Source organism: Clostridium sp. 2218st1_F5_2218SCRN_220325 (assembly GCF_039062665.1).
Taxonomy (GTDB): Bacteria; Bacillota; Clostridia; order Peptostreptococcales; family Peptostreptococcaceae; genus Intestinibacter.
In genome coordinates this window covers 1-17,287 of record NZ_JBCLNH010000015.1, presented here as the reverse complement: position 1 = coordinate 17,287, position 17,287 = coordinate 1, and the positions used below count along the sequence as shown (strand labels likewise).

The window sequence follows — 17,287 nt, the reverse complement described above, 5'->3', positions numbered from 1 at the left end:
TTATATGAAGAGAATTATAGTATTAATGTATTATAGTTCTCTTTATTTTTTGTATAAAATTAAGGGGGTATTATATGAAAAGAATATTGTATTTATTAATAAGACTATTTGCAGGGTTTATATTATATGGTCTTGGAATTGTTGTAATGCTTAATGCAAAGATAGGTGTATCGCCTTGGGATGTACTTCATCAAGGACTATCTTTTAAGAGTGGAATCACTATGGGGCAGGCATCAATAATGGTAGGTTTGGTGATAGTAATTTTAGATGCTGCATTAGGTGAGGGTGTCGGCTGGGGCACTGTTTTAAATATGATTTTTATAGGTGTATTTTTAGATATTATAAAATCTATGAATATTGTACCAGTTGCAGATAATTTATTTATGGGGATTGTGATGATGATAATTGGAATAATTATTTCTGCAATTGCAACAGTATTATATTTGGGAGCAGGGCTTGGTAGCGGACCTAGAGATGGTCTTATGTTAGCGCTTAATAAAAAGTTTTCTAAACCAGTTGGAGCTATTAGAATATGCATAGAACTTACTGTTTTAGTTTGTGGATGGATTTTAGGTGGTAGTGTAGGGCTGGGTACTATTATAAGTGCTTTTGGACTTGGATATGCTATTCAAATTGGATTTAAGATATGTAAAATTAATTCTAAAGAAATTAAACATAGAATAATAAGAGATGATATCGATTATATTAAAAATATAATTGAGCAAAGAAAAAATCTACAAGCAAACAAAGAATACATAACTAAAGATTGTAACAATAATAAATAAAAATAAGCATTTTAAATAGATACTATCATAAATACCACATTATGATAGTATCTATTTTTAGTTAAAATATATTAATTTCTAATAAATTTATCTAGCTTTAAAAGTATTACAGCTAGCATCTAAGTCGTTAATTTGCACAGCAGGCGCGCTACAGACTTTTTGTTGGTTGTATACACAGTTTACAGCTTCACATTTTATTTCTGAAGTTCCAACTGCATGGTCGTGATGACAGCAACATCCAGCATCACTAGAGAAAGAAGGATTTTCATTTTCTCTAAAAGTAGCACAATAAGTATCAGCTGTAGTTACAGCTTGTGTACCATCTACACATATTTTTCCTGCAAAACATTCACAGTTGTCGTTATAAACACATCTTTCTGCATTACATTTTAAATTTTTCATAGGTTAAATACCTCCATAATTTTTTCTTTAGTTTGCGTGAATTTAGGAAAATTATTCATCCTTTTTTAAGCAATTTGAGCATAGCAAGATAACATCATCTTCTGTTTCACGCCCAAATTTTTTGTTTAAATGGTATACTTCGACATTTTCTTTAGAGTGGCAAATTGAGCAACGAGAGTGATTTTTATACAATATTTGCTCTCTGAATAATCTCCAGTAGATACTGTTTAAATAATCTTCATATTTAACTCTTAAACAAGATTCTAAAAAATTTAAATACAAGTTGTCTAAATCAGAGGTAGTCAAGTCGTTGTGATCGGCTTCGAAATACTCGCAGTAGTCTTGCGGGTTAGGTGTGCAGTCTTTAAGGACGCATTTTATTTCATATTTAAAAAATTCATCAGGACCATCTAGTGTTAGATGGCTACATAAACTACAACAATCTTTTGGTAATTTATCTTCAATTTCTTTTATTTTTTTATTCATATAATAAGACCTCCATTATTAACAATACATAAATCTTGTTAAAAAAATACGTTTTTAAACGGTAGTCACTTAAGGTATAAGTGAGAAAATAACTAATTTAAAATAATAAATTCAAATAATGCTTAAAATTAATGTTTTGTATAATTTTATTTTTAGCTGTTAAAAAATATTACTTCACTCTAAAATTTAGGATTTGAAATAAAGGGATTTTAAGATTTAAAAATTAAATTATTATATAAACTAATTAGAAGGGATAAAGGAGTTTGTAATGTATGAATATAATTTTAATGAAATGAGAGCAAATATCGAACAAATTCTAGATATTTCCTTAGCTGAAAATAAAGATAGGTATTATAATCAATTAGAAGTATTTAAAAATAATAAAAATATGCAAGGCAGTTCAATAAATAATGATATAAAAAAGAAAAAAATAATAACAAAAGATTCTATCGGACAAAAAGGTCAGATTGAAAAGGAAATAGTTGATTTTGAAGATATAGAAAATCTAAAGTTTGAAACATTTTATAATATTGGAATAGGATTGTTTGAAATGACTTCACAAACTATATTTAAAACATTTTCTAATATTAAGTTTGAATTTGTCATATTTAAAAATTGTATATTTAAAAATGTAAAATTTGAAAATTGTACGTTTTCGGGATGCGAATTTTTAGAATGTGAGTTTTTAAATACAAAATTTAAAACTACAGAGTTTTTTGATTTTACAAAGAAAAATATAACGTATTTCTTTGAATGTAGTTTTGAAAATACAATATTTGAAAAAAGTAATTTGAGAAAATCTATATTTCAGAAAAATACAATAAAAACTATACAATTTATATTATCAAATTTAAAAAAGTGTATATTCGATAGCAATAAGATTGAAAGTATATATTTTTCGGATTGTAATCTAAAATCATTTTCTATCATAAAAAGCGATATATCAAAGTTGGAATTTGACGATGAATTTATAACAAAATTAAATGAAAATACTTTCTTCGATAAATTCATATCTAAAGATAAAAATAAATCATATTATAAAAATGTATATAAGTCATATAAAAATATAGCGTCCCAATTTGAGAGCAATAGAATTTTAAATATATCGGGAGAATACCACTATTTATATAAGTGTAGCGAATGTAAAACATTAGATGGATTTTCTAAATTTAAATCTAGGTTATTTTGGATAGTATGTGGATATGGAGAAAGACCGACTTACGCACTGATTACATCACTTGAGATAATTTTGATATTTGCTATAATCTATTTATTTACAGGGATAAGTATAGGTGGAAGGCTTATAAACTATCGACTATCTTGGTTTTCAATATTAGAAAAAAAGATAATTTTAGTAGATTTTTTAGAATCACTTTATTTTAGTTTAGTTACATTTACTACGGTAGGTTATGGAGATATAATTCCCACTGGAACAAGTATTATTTTATCGAGTATAGAGATGATATTGGGAGTTACTATGGTGGGCATATGGACAGCTACACTAGCTAGAAAAATTACAAGATAGATTATAGTTGTTTAATATTTTATATAAATGTGATAAATTTAAATTAGATATAAAACATAATTTTGGAGGACAATATGAAATTTTCACAATATAAATACGAACGTTCTTCTTATGAAAATATAAAAGAAGACTTCACAAAATTAGTAGATAAAATAAATAATTCAAATACTTATGAGGAACAAAAAAAGTACATATTAGAATTAAATAAAATAAGAAATGATATTCAATCAAATTCTACTATTGCATCTATAAGATATAGTATAGATACGAGTGATGAATATTATGAAGAAGAGAAAAAATACTGGGATGAATATATGCCTTTTTATGAAGATTTAAATTGTGATTTTTATAAGGCTATAGTAAATTCTAAATTTAAAGAAGAAATAATAAATGATTTTAGCAGACAATTTTATAATATTTGTGAGGATTCTATAAAATCTTTCTCAAAAGATATAATAGAAGATTTACAAGAAGAAAATATGTTATGCTCTCAGTACACAAAGCTTTTAGCAAGTGCAAAAATAGAGTATAGAGGTGAAACTCATAATTTATCATCACTTATGAAGTATATGATGGATAAAGATAGAGAAACAAGAATAGAATCGACAAAGTTGTATTACAGCTATTTTAAAGAAAATGAAGCTAAATTTGACGAACTATTTGATAAATTAGTTGCTGTAAGAGATAAAATGGCTAAAAAACTTGGATACAATTCGTTTACAGAGTTAGGCTATATAAGAATGAATAGAAGTGACTATAATGAAGATATGATCAAGAAGCTGAGAAAAGAAGTACAAGATTATATAGTTTTACTATGTAATAAGCTTTATGAAAGACAAGCTAAAAGAATAGGTATAGATGATTTTTGGTTTGCAGACGAATCTATAGAATTTAAAAGCGGAAATGCAACTATTAAAGGTGGAGAAGAATACGAAAAATACATAATTGAAAATGGTAAAAGAATGTATAGTGAATTATCGCCTGAAACAGCTGAATTTTTCAATTACATGACGGAAAATGAGCTTATGGACTTAGTGACTAGAAAATCAAAAGCAGCAGGTGGATATTGTACTCATATACCTAATTATAACAGTCCATTTATATTCTCTAACTTTAACAATACATCAGAAGATATAGACGTATTAACTCATGAAGCAGGTCATGCATTCCAATTATACATGTCTAGAGATATAGAAATGTATGAAATAAACTTCCCAACTTTAGATAGCTGTGAGATACATTCAATGAGTATGGAGTTTATAACTTATCCTTGGATGGAATTATTCTTTAAAGAAGATACATTAAAATATAAATTCTATCATATGAGTTCGGCAATTAAGTTTATACCTTATGGAGTGATTGTTGATGAATTCCAACACAGAATTTATGAAAATCCAGATATGTCACCAGATGAGAGAAAGCAAGTATTTAGAGATTTAGAAAAAAAATACTTACCACATAGAGATTATAGAGATATAGATATTTTAGAAAAAGGTTGTTATTGGTTTAAACAAGGGCATATTTTCAAAAATCCATTCTACTATATTGATTATGTACTTGCTCAAGTATGTGCATTCCAATTTTTAAACAAGTCAAATGAAGACTTTAAAAAGGCTTGGGATGATTATATAAATATCTGTAAAATAGGTGGAACTAAGTCGTTTTTAGAAATTGTAGAAATAGGAAATTTAGAATCACCATTTGAAGAAAATACTATGAAAAATATTTCACAAAAAGTTGGTGCATTATTAGAAAATATAAAAGATAGTGATTTATAATTGTATTGAGGCGATGTAATGAATAATATTTATGATGTTATAATAATAGGCTCAGGCCCTGGGGGATTAAGCGCAGGAATATACTCAGCAAGATCCAAATTAAAAACTTTAATAATAGAGAAAAATTTATTTGGAGGCCAAATTCTAAATACTGGAGTGATAGAAAATTATCCAGGTTCTATAGAAGATGAAACAGGAGCTTCATTAGCAAAAAGAATGATAAAACAATGTGAAAAGTTTGATGCAGAGTTTATCAAAGATAAAGTTTTAGATATAGAATTAAACAAAGAAATAAAAACTATAAAATGCAAAAATAATACTTACAAAACAAAATCAGTTATTATAGCTACTGGATGCAAACATAAGAATTTAAATGTAGATAGAGAAGATGAATTTTTAGGTAGAGGACTATCTTACTGTGCGATTTGCGATGGTCACCTTTTTGAAGATTTACATGTATATGTTGCTGGAGGGGGCGAAAGTGCAGTAAAAGAGAGTTTATATCTATCTAAATTTGCTAAAAAAGTTACAATTTTAAGTAAATATGATGAACTTAAATGTAGTGGATATATAGAAGAAAAATGTAGAGAAAAAGATAATATAGAAATAATAAACAATGTAAAAATTATTGAATTATTGGGTCGAGATGTTTTAAATGGAATAAAAGTAAAAAATTTAAAGACAAATGAAGAAAGTGTATTTATAGCAGATGAAGATGACGAAATTATAGGATTGTTTGTTTTTGTAGGATTAAAATCTCAAACAGATTTATTTAAAGGATTGTTAAATCTAGATGAGAAAGGTTACATAAAAACTGATGAAAATATGAAGACAAATATAGATGGTGTATATGCAATAGGTGATTGCAGATCAAAGGACTTAAGACAAGTAATAACAGCTTGTAATGATGGAGCGATAGCAGCTATAAATGTTGAAAAATATATAAATTAGATTAACTTGGGGGCGATATTAATGATTAGTGTAAATAAAGAAACATTTGAAGAAGAAGTTTTAAAATATAAAGGAAAAGTTGTTGTAGAATTTTGGAGCGAAACATGTCAACCATGTAAAGAATTACTTCCAGGTGTAGAGGCATTATCTAAAAAATACAATAAAAGTATGAAATTCTGTGATATAGACACTAAAAGGGCTCCAAGAATAGCTATAAAACAAAAAGTATTGAGTTTGCCAGTAATAAGAATTTATGAAGATGGTAAAATATTAGATGAAACTTCTAATGGAGATGTAACTATAGAAAAGATTGAAAATATGATAAAAAAATTCGTTTAATCCTTGTTACAAAATAGTAAAAAATTGTTACAAATTTCTACGTATATTTGTTACGAATTTGTAATCTAAAGTAACATTTGTGTAACCACAAATTAAAAATTTTGATGATATTATAATAGTATAAATTAAATAAAAGAAATAATAAAATTCATTCAATAAAACAAAAGGGTCTGAATAGGAGGCAAGTGTTATGAAAAAAGCTATTATAAGTGTTATCTCAGTATTATGTGTAGGTTTAATGGTAGTAGGTCCAGTAAGAGAAGCTTACGCAAATAATTCGAATAAAGAAGAACAAAAAACATCAGAGGTTGTAGCAACTAATACAAATATTAAAACTGATAAAAATGAAACTGACAAAGTTAAAGAACAAGCTACTGAAGCAACTGAAAAACAAGATACAACAGAAGTAAAAACTGATAATCAAACTCAAGATGCTGTAGCTAAAAAAGAAAATGTAGCAGTAAATACAACTGCAACAGAACAAAAACAACCACAAGCTACAACTCAACCTACAACTAATGTAGTAAATAAAGAAGAACCTAAAGCTGAAGAAAGTCAAACAGTTGTAGAACAAAAAACTACATTAACTCAATCACAAGCATTACAACTTGTAAAAGCTTATGAACCAGGGGTTGCAGGATATGATTATATGGGCGATGAAAATACATATACATGCATAAAAGAAAAAGGTATACAAGGATATGTTTTCTTACCACAATGTGATGGTGATATGGCATACTTAGTAGATAAAAACAGTGGTCATATATATTTCTTCCATCCATCAGGATACTTTGAATTATTAAAATAATAATTAAAAATTTATATAAATAAAAAAACTGAACTTTCGAGTTCAGTTTTTTTATTGTAAGAAAAAGTTAAGATTTATATAAAGTAGTATGTAAAAATTAATTATTATTATCAAAGTATAAATTTGATAATTTAATAAGGGAGGATAGGCGTGTATAATTGTTTTGAATGTGTTATTATAAAATATAATAGCACATGAGAAATGAAAGGATATTAGATTATGTATAATATATTGGTAGCCGATGACGATAAAGAAATAGTAGAATCGATAGAAATTTACTTAAACAATGAGGGGTATAAAGTATTTAAAGCTTATGACGGATTAGAAGCATTAGATATATTGATGAGAGAAGATATACATCTTATTTTAATGGATATAATGATGCCTAAATTAGATGGAATTAAGGCGACTATAAAAATAAGACAAGACAAAAATATACCTATAATTTTAGTATCAGCAAAAGGAGAGGATACGGATAAAATTTTAGGTTTAAATATAGGAGCAGACGACTATATAACAAAACCATTTAACTTATTAGAGCTTATCGCAAGAGTAAAATCAAATTTAAGAAGATATATGAACTTAGGAAACTTTAGCAATGAATCACTACAACAAGATATTTTGAAAAGTGGTGGCTTAGAATTAAATACTTCTACTAAGGAAGTTAAAGTAGATGGCCTTAATGTAAAAGTAACTCCTATAGAATATAGAATATTAGAATTGCTGCTTAGAAATAAGGGACGAGTTTTCTCGATTGACGAAATTTATGAAAAAGTATGGAAAGAAGAGAGTTTTAATGTAGAAAATACAGTGGCTGTTCATATTAGAAGAATTAGAGAAAAAATCGAGATAAATCCTAAGGAGCCTAGATATTTAAAAGTTGTGTGGGGGATTGGATATAAAATAGAAAAAATATAGAGGTGAATTAATGAAAAAATTAAAAAATATTTTTTTATTAGGATTTTTAATATGTTTATCAATTTTTTTAGGAATTAATATTTCATTTTTGGCATATAGCTATAATGCTGATTTTACTTATAATTTAATGACTTCAGATGTGCAAGAGAATGGTATGCATATAGAAACAAATTATTTTAAAAGTAAATATTTTAATCATAAGGTTATGAATAGCATTTTAACAAATTTAAAATATTCTGTTATAGATTCGGAAAATGAAGATAAATATAGTTCAAATGCTGGAGCAATGGGTTCATATTATTATGACTATAATGAAGGTATTTATTATTATGACAGTGAAGACAATATAAATATGACTGAAAAAGAGCTTGCAGAAAATCTGAAGTCTGAATCTAAAATAATATTAAACGAAATGCGAGGTATTGAATATTTTATAAAAAATAACACTACAGGTGAAATCACAACTAATACTGATTATAAAACACTAAATGATTTTAAAGAAAATGCAAGTGGATATTATCAAGCAAAGTTTGAAAATAATAATTTAGTAAATAGAAAAATAGGAAATACAGAATATAAACCAATAAGTAGATATTTTTATTATGCTGAAAATCAAGCAATAGATGTAAATGATGATATTGATGCTTATATTTCTATTTCAAAAAAATTAATAGATAGCAATCCATTTGAATATGGATACTCTTATTATCAGCAGATTGTAAATAAATATGAAAAATGTTTAGAGTTGGGCATACCAATGGGGCTATTGTCTCTTATATTCTTTGTAGTATATATGATTATGAATTTTAAATTACCTAAAACAAAACGAGAATTTTGGAATTATTATAATAAAATACCATTAGAAGTTATAGTTACACTTTTATCTATTGATATAGCGCTAATTGTTACAATAGCAGAAGAACCAAATGCATTTGTAAATCAATTTTGTATAATACCTATATTTATACTTTTATTTTACTTTATCCTTATTATAAAGCAATTATCTAACTTTGAAAGGAAAAGAGATTTCTTTAAAACGAGTTGGTGTGTCAAAGTTATAATTTGGTTATTAAAAAAAATGAAATCTGGTATAAAAGAAATGAGAAATGCAATTAAACAAAATAAAGATTTTGATTTGACAAAGAAAATAGTTACTGTTGCAATTTTATGTGTAGTAGCAGAATTTATAGTTTTAACTATGTCAGGGTCATGGATAGAGTTTTTTGTGTTAATAATGTTATTTGGAATTCAATTATGGTTTTTAATATATTTTGTCAACAAGCTAGGATATCTAAATGAGATAATGAAAGGCGTTCACAGGATAAAAGAAGGCGAAATAAATTATAAAATCGAAGAAAAAAATGATATTTATTTTTCTTCGCTTGCAAATGATATAAACAATATAAGTCAAGGACTTGAAAATTCAATTGAACAGAGAATCAAAAGTGAGAGAATGAAAAGTGAGCTTATAACAAATGTATCTCATGATTTAAAAACGCCACTAACATCTATAATAAATTATGTTGAATTAATTAAAAAAGAAGAAAATATACAACCAGAATATTTAAAAGACTATGTACAAGTACTTGATAAAAAATCAAAAAGATTAAAAATATTAATAGAAGATTTATTTGAGGCTAGTAAGGCTAGTACAGGAAATATAGAACTTGAATTAGTAAGACTAGATTTAAAACAATTATTGCAACAAAGTATAGGTGAGTTAGAAGATAAATTAGAAGAAGCAAACTTAAGTCTGAGAGTTAACTTAACAGAAGAAGATACTTATGTTTTAGCAGATGGAAGAAGGTTATATAGAGTATTTGAAAATTTACTTTGCAATATAAGTAAGTATTCACTTAAAAATACACGTGTATATATAGATGTCACAAAAGAAGATGGCAAAATAATTACAACTATGAAAAATATATCTTCCTATGAACTTAATTTTGATCCAGATGAAATAATGGAGAGATTTAAAAGAGCAGATGAATCTAGAAATACTGAAGGAAGTGGACTTGGACTTGCTATAGCTAGAGATTTAGTAAGCCTTCAAGGTGGAAAGATGAGCATAGAAATAGATGGAGATTTATTTAAGGTAAAAGTAGTTATGAATGAATATAATCCATCTATATCAATTGAAAAATAAGAAATAAAAATAATTAAAAAATAAGGGATTATTCAATAAAATTAAGTTGATTGAATAAAGCCCTTATTTTTTTATTCTAATTTCCAACCTCTTAACTTAAGCAACGGACGAAGTCGTTGGCGATATGAACGAAGTGAATTTTTGAGAAAATATATTTTTGTAAAATTCAGTAAATTAATACCGTGATAATATATTAGAACATCATAATCCCTCCAATTGTGCATATAAAAAATGTAGTCCATAAGATTATATCAGTAGTTTTATTCATTTTTATATCGTGAGCTATAAAAGAATTGTTTGGATTTTGAGGTTCATAACGTATTAAGATTTCATCCCCTATTTCATGGACTTTGTTTTTGGAAGAAGTAGATGATTTTTTAGTGTATGTTTTTTTATTTATTTCGTAAATACATACTTCAGTATATAATTTTTCACCTTGATGGTGTGATATTTCGAAGTCCTCTATCCTTCCAAGAATTGATGCAGTACATACATGATGCATCTTTTTTTGATTTTTTCGATATGTCATAAGAAATGTTACAATAAAGCTAGCGATGATTAATAAAAAAATAGCAATAAACATATTTTGCATATAAACTTTACCTCCCCATTATATTACATTAGGGTCAATATCCTAGCCGTCTAATTTTAAATTTATCCCATCTATATTGTAGCAAAAAGATTTCTAGAAATCAATTTGATAACTTTATATAAAAGTCAGATATAACAATATAAATAACAATCGAAATGAGCTTTTAGATAGAAATTTTTCAGGTGACTAAGAGATTTATATTAAAAAAATCTTACACAATGTATGGTTTTGTTAAATTTTCCCTAAAATAAATATATAGGGAATTAAAATAAGAGTTTTAGTATATTTGGATTTAAATATAAAGATAAAGGAGTAGGGTTTGTTTTGTGCTTAGATAGAGAATATAATGTAATAACTGAATTTAAGAATGAATTAAAGCCAGAAAATATAAAAATATTTTTATATACTATGCCAGTAAAAGATATAAGTGAAAGGCATAGTGAAAATTATAGTATTATACGAGAATTAAAAAAAATAAATCCAAATCAGCGTATAGTGTTTAATGAGTATATAATAGCATCCTTTGATGTAATACAAAATTGGGGAGAATATGAGAATATACCCCAAAAGTTAGAAAATAGAACAATTAATTTAGAAAATTCTACTGAAAAAAGGATATTAGAGAGGCTTATTTTATGTGATATTAAAGAAAATATACAAAATTTAAAGATGAATAAGTTTGAAATAAGGGGGAATTCAAATTCATCTGTATATTTAAAAAGGCCAATATATTTTAGTGATAATCTCATTATACGAAGAAAGATGAACTTTGATGTAAATATTCATAAAGGAGATATAATTATAGGATTTTTCCTAAGCCATGAATTTGAATATCAAAAAACACTAGATGAAGAAATAAAATCAGGTAATATAAAAAAAGGTGACAAGGTAAAAGACTTTTATAATAATATAGTATATGAATTTATCGAAGAGGCACCATTTACCATAAGTGAAAAAAATGATTATATAAAAACTTCTATAATCGAATATTATAAGAGTAAAAACCAAAATTATATTGTAGAGGGATTAAACGAAAAAATAAAAGCTGTTCTTGTAAAAAGTAGAGATGGAAGTATTTTTCCATATTTGCCAAATCGACTAAAGAAAATATGTATATTTGAAAACCTAGGCAATAAGTGCATAGTTGAAGGAAATAAATATATTAAAATGGATGCTAGCCATAATATGAGAGAAAGCATGGGTTTAGCAGAAGATATATTAGAAAAATCTACATATGTAAAATTTAAACGACACAATATGCTTATTGAAAGAACAGGATATAAAAAATATATAATTAAAAGACCTGTATTAAAGTTCGGAAAAGATGGGAAAAATTCTAACTTAATAAATAATAGTGTAATGTTTGGCCTAAATGCAGGAGGAAGCTATGAAACAAAACAAATAAACTTAGATTACTTTATAGATCCGAGCATTTTAAATAATAAAAAAAAGCACGACATAGTGACATCTTTTTTAACTGAGATAATAATTAAATCAAATGAGTTAGGTGTTAAAATTAATACTGATAAAAATTATATAAATTTAAATAAAATAGATATTGAAAATGAAAATATATTTGAATTTAATATTTTAGAAATAATAAATAATTATAAAAATCCAGTTTTAGTTATATTAGAAAAAGAAAACATGGAAAAATATTATGCCACATTAAAAAAAGTATTTGGCGGAAGCAATAATATACCAACTCAATTTATAGATTTAGAAACAATAAAAAAATTTGTAAATCTAGATAAATACACATCATACAATAAAAATGCCAAAGAGGCTACTTTTTTAAATATATTGCTTGGAATATACTGCAAAAGCGGTATTCAACCATGGATTTTAGCAAAAAATTTGAGTTCAGAGTGTTATATTGGTATAGATGTATGCAGAGAGAATAATATGAGTACAGCAGGACTTATACAAGTTGTTGGAAAAGATGGACGAGTATTAAAATGTAAAACAATATCAGTGAATCAAAATGGAGAGAAAATAGATACAGACCTTCTTAAAAGTATAGTTTCGCAAGCTAAAGAACTTTATAAAAGTACATATAATAAAGACTTAAAACATATAGTATTTCACAGAGACGGAATAAGTAGAGAAGATTTAGAAAAACTCAAAGAAATAACACAGTCTTTAGAAATAGACTTTGAATATATTGAAGTTACGAAAAATATAAATCGTAGGATGGCTATGTTAGAAAAAAGCCAAGAAAACTATAATTCTAAAGATAAAGAAAATAAAAAATGGATAACAGAAATAGGAATGTGCTTTGAAAAAGAAAATGAAGCTTATTTAATAACTACAAACCCAAGTGGTGCTATGGGAATGGCAAGGCCTCTCAGAATTAAAAAAGTATATGGTCATCAATCCATGCAAAATATAATAGAAGATGTATACAAACTAAGTTTTATGCATATAGGTAGCATAATGAAATCACGACTTCCAATAACAACTCACTATGCTGATTTAAGCTCAATCTATTCACATAGAGACTTTATGCCTAAGAAAATAGATACTAATATACTTCATTTTATCTAAAAATATAATAAATCGTAAAATTTAAAAAGGCAATCGCATAAATATTTAATTATTCCTGCGATAGCCTTTTTTTAACGATTAAGATAAGTTAATACCATATTCAGCAGATAAATCATGAAGTCCTTGTTCAATTTCTTCTCTACTGTAGTTATGCGCTTCTAAAACTCTATCTTCAAGTCTATTTAAATTAGTATAAAAATCAATACCGACTCTTAAATACTCTATATTGCTTTTATCAACTTCATCAAATAATAAGTTTTCAGCTTCATTTATTTTTCCTTCTGAAACTAATTTACCAAGCTTAGTATATAAAATATCTGTTTCGCTAATATTTTCTTGATCTGAAACTTCGTATTGTACCATGTCCTTATTAAAGAAAAGTTTAGATAAAGACATAGCTAAACTTTCTATTTGTCTAAGTAGAAAATCTTGTTTAAGCATATTTCATCCTCCCATATACAATTTTATAAATTATTATATAAATCTTTTAATAAATAATAACGTTTCTAGATATAAATATTATACACCAAAAGTTAAGGATTAGTTAAAAAAACTGGAAAACATCAATTATTTAAATAATAATAATAAAATATATGTTATAATAGAAAATAATATTTTAACATAAATTTGTAACACAGTAAGGAGAATGTAAATGGGCTTTCGTAAAGAAATAAAAGACGCAAAAAGAATTGTAGTAAAGGTAGGGACATCGACTCTAACTTATGCAAATGGACAAATTAATTTAGGACGAATTGAAAAATTAACAAGAGTTTTATCTGATATAGTTAACTCAGGAAAAGAAGTAACTTTAGTAACATCTGGAGCAGTAGGTGTTGGAGTTGGAAAATTAAAATTAAAAGAAAAGCCCACAAATATAAGAGAGAAACAAGCACTGGCAGCAATAGGACAGTGTGAATTAATGCATATATATAGTAAATTTTTTGGAGAATATTCACATACAGTAGGTCAAGTACTTTTAACTAGAGATGTAATAGAAGATGAACATATAAAACAAAATGTATGTAATACTTTTGAGTTATTACTTCAAAAGGGGATTATTCCAATCGTAAATGAGAATGATACAGTTTCAATAGACGAATTAGAAAATATAGCTAGATTTGGAGATAACGATAACTTATCAGCAATAGTTTCTGTTCTTATAGATGCAGATTTATTAATTATATTATCTGATATAGATGGTTTCTATGACAGTAATCCAAAAGAAAATCCAAATGCAAAATTAATAAAACAAATTGATGAGATTACAGAAGAAATAGAAGCATGTGCAGGTGGTGCTGGTTCAAGTTTAGGAACTGGTGGAATGGCAACAAAAATTGCTGCAGCTCATAAAGCGACAAAAGCAGGAGTAAATATGGTACTTGCAAATGGAGAAGAACCATCTATAATTTCTGATATATTAGAAGGACAAGAAGTGGGAACTTTATTCACTGCAAAAAGATAGAAAGGGGAAAATATTATGAGTAGTTTAATTTCAATGGGCCAAAAGGCAAAAGAAGCATCTTATGAATTAGGGATAGCATCTGCCGGCCAAAAAAATCAAGCTTTAACTTTTATGGCTGAAGAATTAGTAAAAGCAAAAGACGAAATAATAAAAGCAAACGAAATAGATAGACAAAATGCTATTAAAAAAGGAATAACAGAAGCTTTACTTGATAGATTATCTCTTGATGATTCTAGAATAGAAGCTATGGCACAAGGTTTACTTGATATAGTAAAATTACAAGATCCAGTAGGTGAGGTTACAAATATGTGGCAAATGCCTAATGGACTTGAAATAGGTCAAAAAAGAGTTCCTATAGGGGTTTTAGGAATAATATATGAATCAAGACCAAATGTAACTAGTGATGCTGCAGGTCTTTGTTTAAAATCAGGAAACGCTGTTATATTAAGAGGTGCAAGTGATGCAATAAACTCAAATAAAGCAGTAGCAAAAGCATTAGTAGAAGGTATAAAAAGAAGTGGTCTACCACAAGATTGTGTACAATTACTAGAAGATACTTCAAGAGAAACAGCAACTGAGATGATGAGACTTAATGACTATATAGATGTTTTAATCCCAAGGGGTGGGGCAGGTCTTATAAAATCAGTTGTTCAAAATGCAACAGTTCCAGTAATTGAGACAGGAACAGGAAACTGTCATATATTTGTAGACGAAACTGCTGACTTAGAAATGGCAAAAGCTATAGTATTAAATGCTAAAGTTCAAAGACCAGGAGTTTGTAATGCGGCAGAAAAATTATTAGTTCATGAAGCAGTAGCAAATGAATTTTTACCAACTATAGTAAAAGCACTTAGAGAAAACGACGTTGAAGTTAGAGGATGCGAAAAAGCTCAATCTATAGTAAATGATATAAAAGTTATAGAAGAGCCTGAATGGCATCAAGAATACTTAGACTTAATAATAGCAGTTAAAGTTGTAAAAGATGTTGATGAAGCTATAAAACATATAAATAAATACAATACAGGTCACTCAGAATCAATAGTAACTGAAAGTTATAAAAATAGCCAAAAATTCTTACAAAGAGTAGACGCAGCAGCAGTATATGTAAATGCATCTACAAGATTTACAGATGGTGGAGAATTTGGATTCGGTGGAGAAATAGGTATAAGTACTCAAAAACTTCACGCGAGAGGACCAATGGGACTTAAAGAACTTACAACTACTAAATACATCATCTTTGGAGATGGACAAATAAGATAGTTATAAAAAATAAATGAAAAATATAGCAATTTACTTTAAAAGATTGATTTAAAATAATAATTTTAAATCAATCTTTTTTTATAAAAACTACAAAAAGGTACAAGAAAATATAAACTAAAACTATAAATACTAATTATATGTTAGTTATCATATCGAATATTGGCATATAATCTTAATTATACATATAAAAACAATTAATATGTCGAGATTACGAACTATTAAAATTATAATTAAAAAAAATTTGAAAAATAAGATTGAACTGTGATAAAATAGAAAAGCTTGAAATTATACAAAACAATTTTAGAGGAGACGGGACGATGAACCAAGATACAGTAAATATGTTAGCTCATAAAGCTAAACATAAAATCGACTTTTTAAATCAAAGTAAACTAAGATACCTAGTATCAGCTATGTTTGCAGGTATCTTCATAGGATTAGGAGATATACTAATCTTTACAGTAGGTGGATATTTACATGATGTACATTCACCAATGACTAAAATAGCTGTTGGGATGTCATTCTCAGTAGCACTTAGTTTAATAATACTTTTAGGTAGTGAATTATTTACAAGTAACAACATGGTTATGGCTGTTGGGGCTATGAGCAAAGAAACTAGCATAAAAGATGGTGGTAAAGTTTTAGGATATAGTTACTTAGGAAACTTTATAGGAGCTATATTAATATCACTTTTATTTATAGGAACTGGATTATTCAAAGGTACTACTCTTGAGTATTTTGAATATACTGCATTAGGTAAAATTGATGCTGCAGCATATCAATTATTCTTTAAAGGTATCTTATGTAATATATTAGTTTGTTCAGGTGTTCTAGCTGCATATAAATTAAAAGATGATACAGCTAAGTTAATAATATTATTCTTAACTTTATTTGCATTCGTTACAAGTGGATTTGAACACTGTATTGCAAATATGATAACTTTCGCTACATGCATATTATCAGGAGCTACTTCAGTAACTATTTCAGGAATGGCATACAATTTATTCTTTGTAACATTAGGAAATATGGTAGGAGGAATATTATTCTTAGGAATAGGAACTTATTTCTTATCTACTGGAGATAAAAAAGCAGAAAAAGTAGATAGAGCGGCTTAATTTTCTATCATTTAAAATATATATAAAGACATCAAGATAAATAATTTAAATATTTATCTTGATGTCTTTTTTTGTGCTTTTAAAATAAATATTTTTATGAGATGAATTATCATATTAAGTGCAACACTTAAAAATGGATAAAAAAATAGCTCATAAGTTTATGTTCATGTTACAGT

16 protein-coding genes are annotated in these 17,287 nt (G+C 26.7%); 12 read left to right on the top strand and 4 right to left on the bottom strand.

Features of this window, described 5'->3' with window-relative positions:
• The first annotated feature begins 74 nt into the window (after nucleotides 1–74).
• Nucleotides 75–785 (top strand): hypothetical protein, encoded by a 711-nt coding sequence (locus ABCM86_RS09605; protein WP_343003916.1) that lies wholly within the window; start codon nucleotides 75–77, stop codon nucleotides 783–785.
• Between the two features lie 87 nt (nucleotides 786–872).
• On the opposite strand, the gene ABCM86_RS09600 is transcribed toward ABCM86_RS09605, so the two are convergent.
• Nucleotides 873–1,187 carry a DUF1540 domain-containing protein gene (locus ABCM86_RS09600; protein WP_343003915.1) on the bottom strand — a complete coding sequence of 105 codons (315 nt, stop codon included), beginning with the start codon at nucleotides 1,185–1,187 and terminating at the stop codon, nucleotides 873–875.
• Between the two features lie 51 nt (nucleotides 1,188–1,238).
• Nucleotides 1,239–1,673 carry a hypothetical protein gene (locus ABCM86_RS09595; protein ID WP_195929835.1) on the bottom strand — a complete coding sequence of 145 codons (435 nt, stop codon included), beginning with the start codon at nucleotides 1,671–1,673 and terminating at the stop codon, nucleotides 1,239–1,241.
• Between the two features lie 268 nt (nucleotides 1,674–1,941).
• On the opposite strand from ABCM86_RS09595, the gene ABCM86_RS09590 reads away from it, so the two are divergent.
• The 7 genes from ABCM86_RS09590 to ABCM86_RS09560 all read left to right on the top strand — a co-directional run bounded on the left by ABCM86_RS09590 (nucleotide 1,942) and on the right by ABCM86_RS09560 (nucleotide 10,138).
• Entirely contained in the window at nucleotides 1,942–3,198 is a 1,257-nt protein-coding gene (locus ABCM86_RS09590) for a pentapeptide repeat-containing protein (protein ID WP_343003914.1), read from the top strand.
• 74 nt (nucleotides 3,199–3,272) lie between these two features.
• Nucleotides 3,273–4,976 carry a M3 family oligoendopeptidase gene (locus ABCM86_RS09585; RefSeq protein WP_195929833.1) on the top strand — a complete coding sequence of 568 codons (1,704 nt, stop codon included), beginning with the start codon at nucleotides 3,273–3,275 and terminating at the stop codon, nucleotides 4,974–4,976.
• Nucleotides 4,977–4,994: 18 nt separating this feature from the next.
• Nucleotides 4,995–5,927, top strand: coding sequence for a thioredoxin-disulfide reductase (gene trxB, locus ABCM86_RS09580; RefSeq protein ID WP_195929832.1), 933 nt, complete (start codon nucleotides 4,995–4,997; stop codon nucleotides 5,925–5,927).
• 21 nt (nucleotides 5,928–5,948) lie between these two features.
• Nucleotides 5,949–6,266, top strand: a complete 318-nt coding sequence (locus ABCM86_RS09575; protein WP_195929831.1) for a thioredoxin domain-containing protein — start codon at nucleotides 5,949–5,951, stop codon at nucleotides 6,264–6,266.
• A gap of 190 nt (nucleotides 6,267–6,456) precedes the next feature.
• Nucleotides 6,457–7,074 carry a hypothetical protein gene (locus ABCM86_RS09570; RefSeq protein WP_195929830.1) on the top strand — a complete coding sequence of 206 codons (618 nt, stop codon included), beginning with the start codon at nucleotides 6,457–6,459 and terminating at the stop codon, nucleotides 7,072–7,074.
• Between the two features lie 219 nt (nucleotides 7,075–7,293).
• Complete coding sequence (locus tag ABCM86_RS09565) at nucleotides 7,294–7,992, top strand: response regulator transcription factor (protein WP_195929829.1); 699 nt, start codon at nucleotides 7,294–7,296, stop codon at nucleotides 7,990–7,992.
• Between the two features lie 10 nt (nucleotides 7,993–8,002).
• A complete protein-coding gene (locus ABCM86_RS09560; RefSeq protein WP_195929828.1) occupies nucleotides 8,003–10,138 on the top strand; it encodes a sensor histidine kinase in 2,136 nt (711 codons plus the stop codon).
• Between the two features lie 193 nt (nucleotides 10,139–10,331).
• Here ABCM86_RS09560 and ABCM86_RS09555 read toward each other — a convergent pair whose 3' ends face one another.
• Complete coding sequence (locus tag ABCM86_RS09555) at nucleotides 10,332–10,730, bottom strand: DUF3592 domain-containing protein (RefSeq protein ID WP_195929827.1); 399 nt, start codon at nucleotides 10,728–10,730, stop codon at nucleotides 10,332–10,334.
• A 324-nt stretch (nucleotides 10,731–11,054) separates the two neighbouring features.
• Between ABCM86_RS09555 and ABCM86_RS09550 the strand changes: the two genes are divergently transcribed.
• Nucleotides 11,055–13,277 (top strand): Piwi domain-containing protein, encoded by a 2,223-nt coding sequence (locus ABCM86_RS09550; protein ID WP_195929826.1) that lies wholly within the window; start codon nucleotides 11,055–11,057, stop codon nucleotides 13,275–13,277.
• 78 nt (nucleotides 13,278–13,355) lie between these two features.
• Here ABCM86_RS09550 and ABCM86_RS09545 read toward each other — a convergent pair whose 3' ends face one another.
• Entirely contained in the window at nucleotides 13,356–13,718 is a 363-nt protein-coding gene (locus ABCM86_RS09545) for a DUF6483 family protein (RefSeq protein WP_195929825.1), read from the bottom strand.
• Nucleotides 13,719–13,929: 211 nt separating this feature from the next.
• Between ABCM86_RS09545 and proB the strand changes: the two genes are divergently transcribed.
• The 3 genes from proB (at nucleotide 13,930) to ABCM86_RS09530 (ending at nucleotide 17,111) form a co-directional block, all read left to right on the top strand.
• Nucleotides 13,930–14,739 (top strand): glutamate 5-kinase, encoded by an 810-nt coding sequence (gene proB / locus ABCM86_RS09540; RefSeq protein WP_195929824.1) that lies wholly within the window; start codon nucleotides 13,930–13,932, stop codon nucleotides 14,737–14,739.
• 15 nt (nucleotides 14,740–14,754) lie between these two features.
• Nucleotides 14,755–15,999, top strand: coding sequence for a glutamate-5-semialdehyde dehydrogenase (locus ABCM86_RS09535; protein ID WP_195929823.1), 1,245 nt, complete (start codon nucleotides 14,755–14,757; stop codon nucleotides 15,997–15,999).
• 317 nt (nucleotides 16,000–16,316) lie between these two features.
• A complete protein-coding gene (locus tag ABCM86_RS09530) occupies nucleotides 16,317–17,111 on the top strand; it encodes a formate/nitrite transporter family protein (RefSeq protein ID WP_295733050.1) in 795 nt (264 codons plus the stop codon).
• Nucleotides 17,112–17,287: the final 176 nt, after the last annotated feature.

Coding starts and splice junctions, on each gene's coding strand:
- ABCM86_RS09605 (WP_343003916.1), top strand. CDS start 75: ATGAAAAGAATATTGTATTTATTAATAAGACTATTTGCAGGGTTTATA.
- ABCM86_RS09545 (WP_195929825.1), bottom strand. CDS start 13,718: ATGCTTAAACAAGATTTTCTACTTAGACAAATAGAAAGTTTAGCTATG.
- ABCM86_RS09575 (WP_195929831.1), top strand. CDS start 5,949: ATGATTAGTGTAAATAAAGAAACATTTGAAGAAGAAGTTTTAAAATAT.
- ABCM86_RS09535 (WP_195929823.1), top strand. CDS start 14,755: ATGAGTAGTTTAATTTCAATGGGCCAAAAGGCAAAAGAAGCATCTTAT.
- ABCM86_RS09555 (WP_195929827.1), bottom strand. CDS start 10,730: ATGCAAAATATGTTTATTGCTATTTTTTTATTAATCATCGCTAGCTTT.
- ABCM86_RS09600 (WP_343003915.1), bottom strand. CDS start 1,187: ATGAAAAATTTAAAATGTAATGCAGAAAGATGTGTTTATAACGACAAC.
- ABCM86_RS09560 (WP_195929828.1), top strand. CDS start 8,003: ATGAAAAAATTAAAAAATATTTTTTTATTAGGATTTTTAATATGTTTA.
- ABCM86_RS09570 (WP_195929830.1), top strand. CDS start 6,457: ATGAAAAAAGCTATTATAAGTGTTATCTCAGTATTATGTGTAGGTTTA.
- ABCM86_RS09585 (WP_195929833.1), top strand. CDS start 3,273: ATGAAATTTTCACAATATAAATACGAACGTTCTTCTTATGAAAATATA.
- ABCM86_RS09530 (WP_295733050.1), top strand. CDS start 16,317: ATGAACCAAGATACAGTAAATATGTTAGCTCATAAAGCTAAACATAAA.
- ABCM86_RS09565 (WP_195929829.1), top strand. CDS start 7,294: ATGTATAATATATTGGTAGCCGATGACGATAAAGAAATAGTAGAATCG.
- proB (WP_195929824.1), top strand. CDS start 13,930: ATGGGCTTTCGTAAAGAAATAAAAGACGCAAAAAGAATTGTAGTAAAG.
- trxB (WP_195929832.1), top strand. CDS start 4,995: ATGAATAATATTTATGATGTTATAATAATAGGCTCAGGCCCTGGGGGA.
- ABCM86_RS09590 (WP_343003914.1), top strand. CDS start 1,942: ATGTATGAATATAATTTTAATGAAATGAGAGCAAATATCGAACAAATT.
- ABCM86_RS09595 (WP_195929835.1), bottom strand. CDS start 1,673: ATGAATAAAAAAATAAAAGAAATTGAAGATAAATTACCAAAAGATTGT.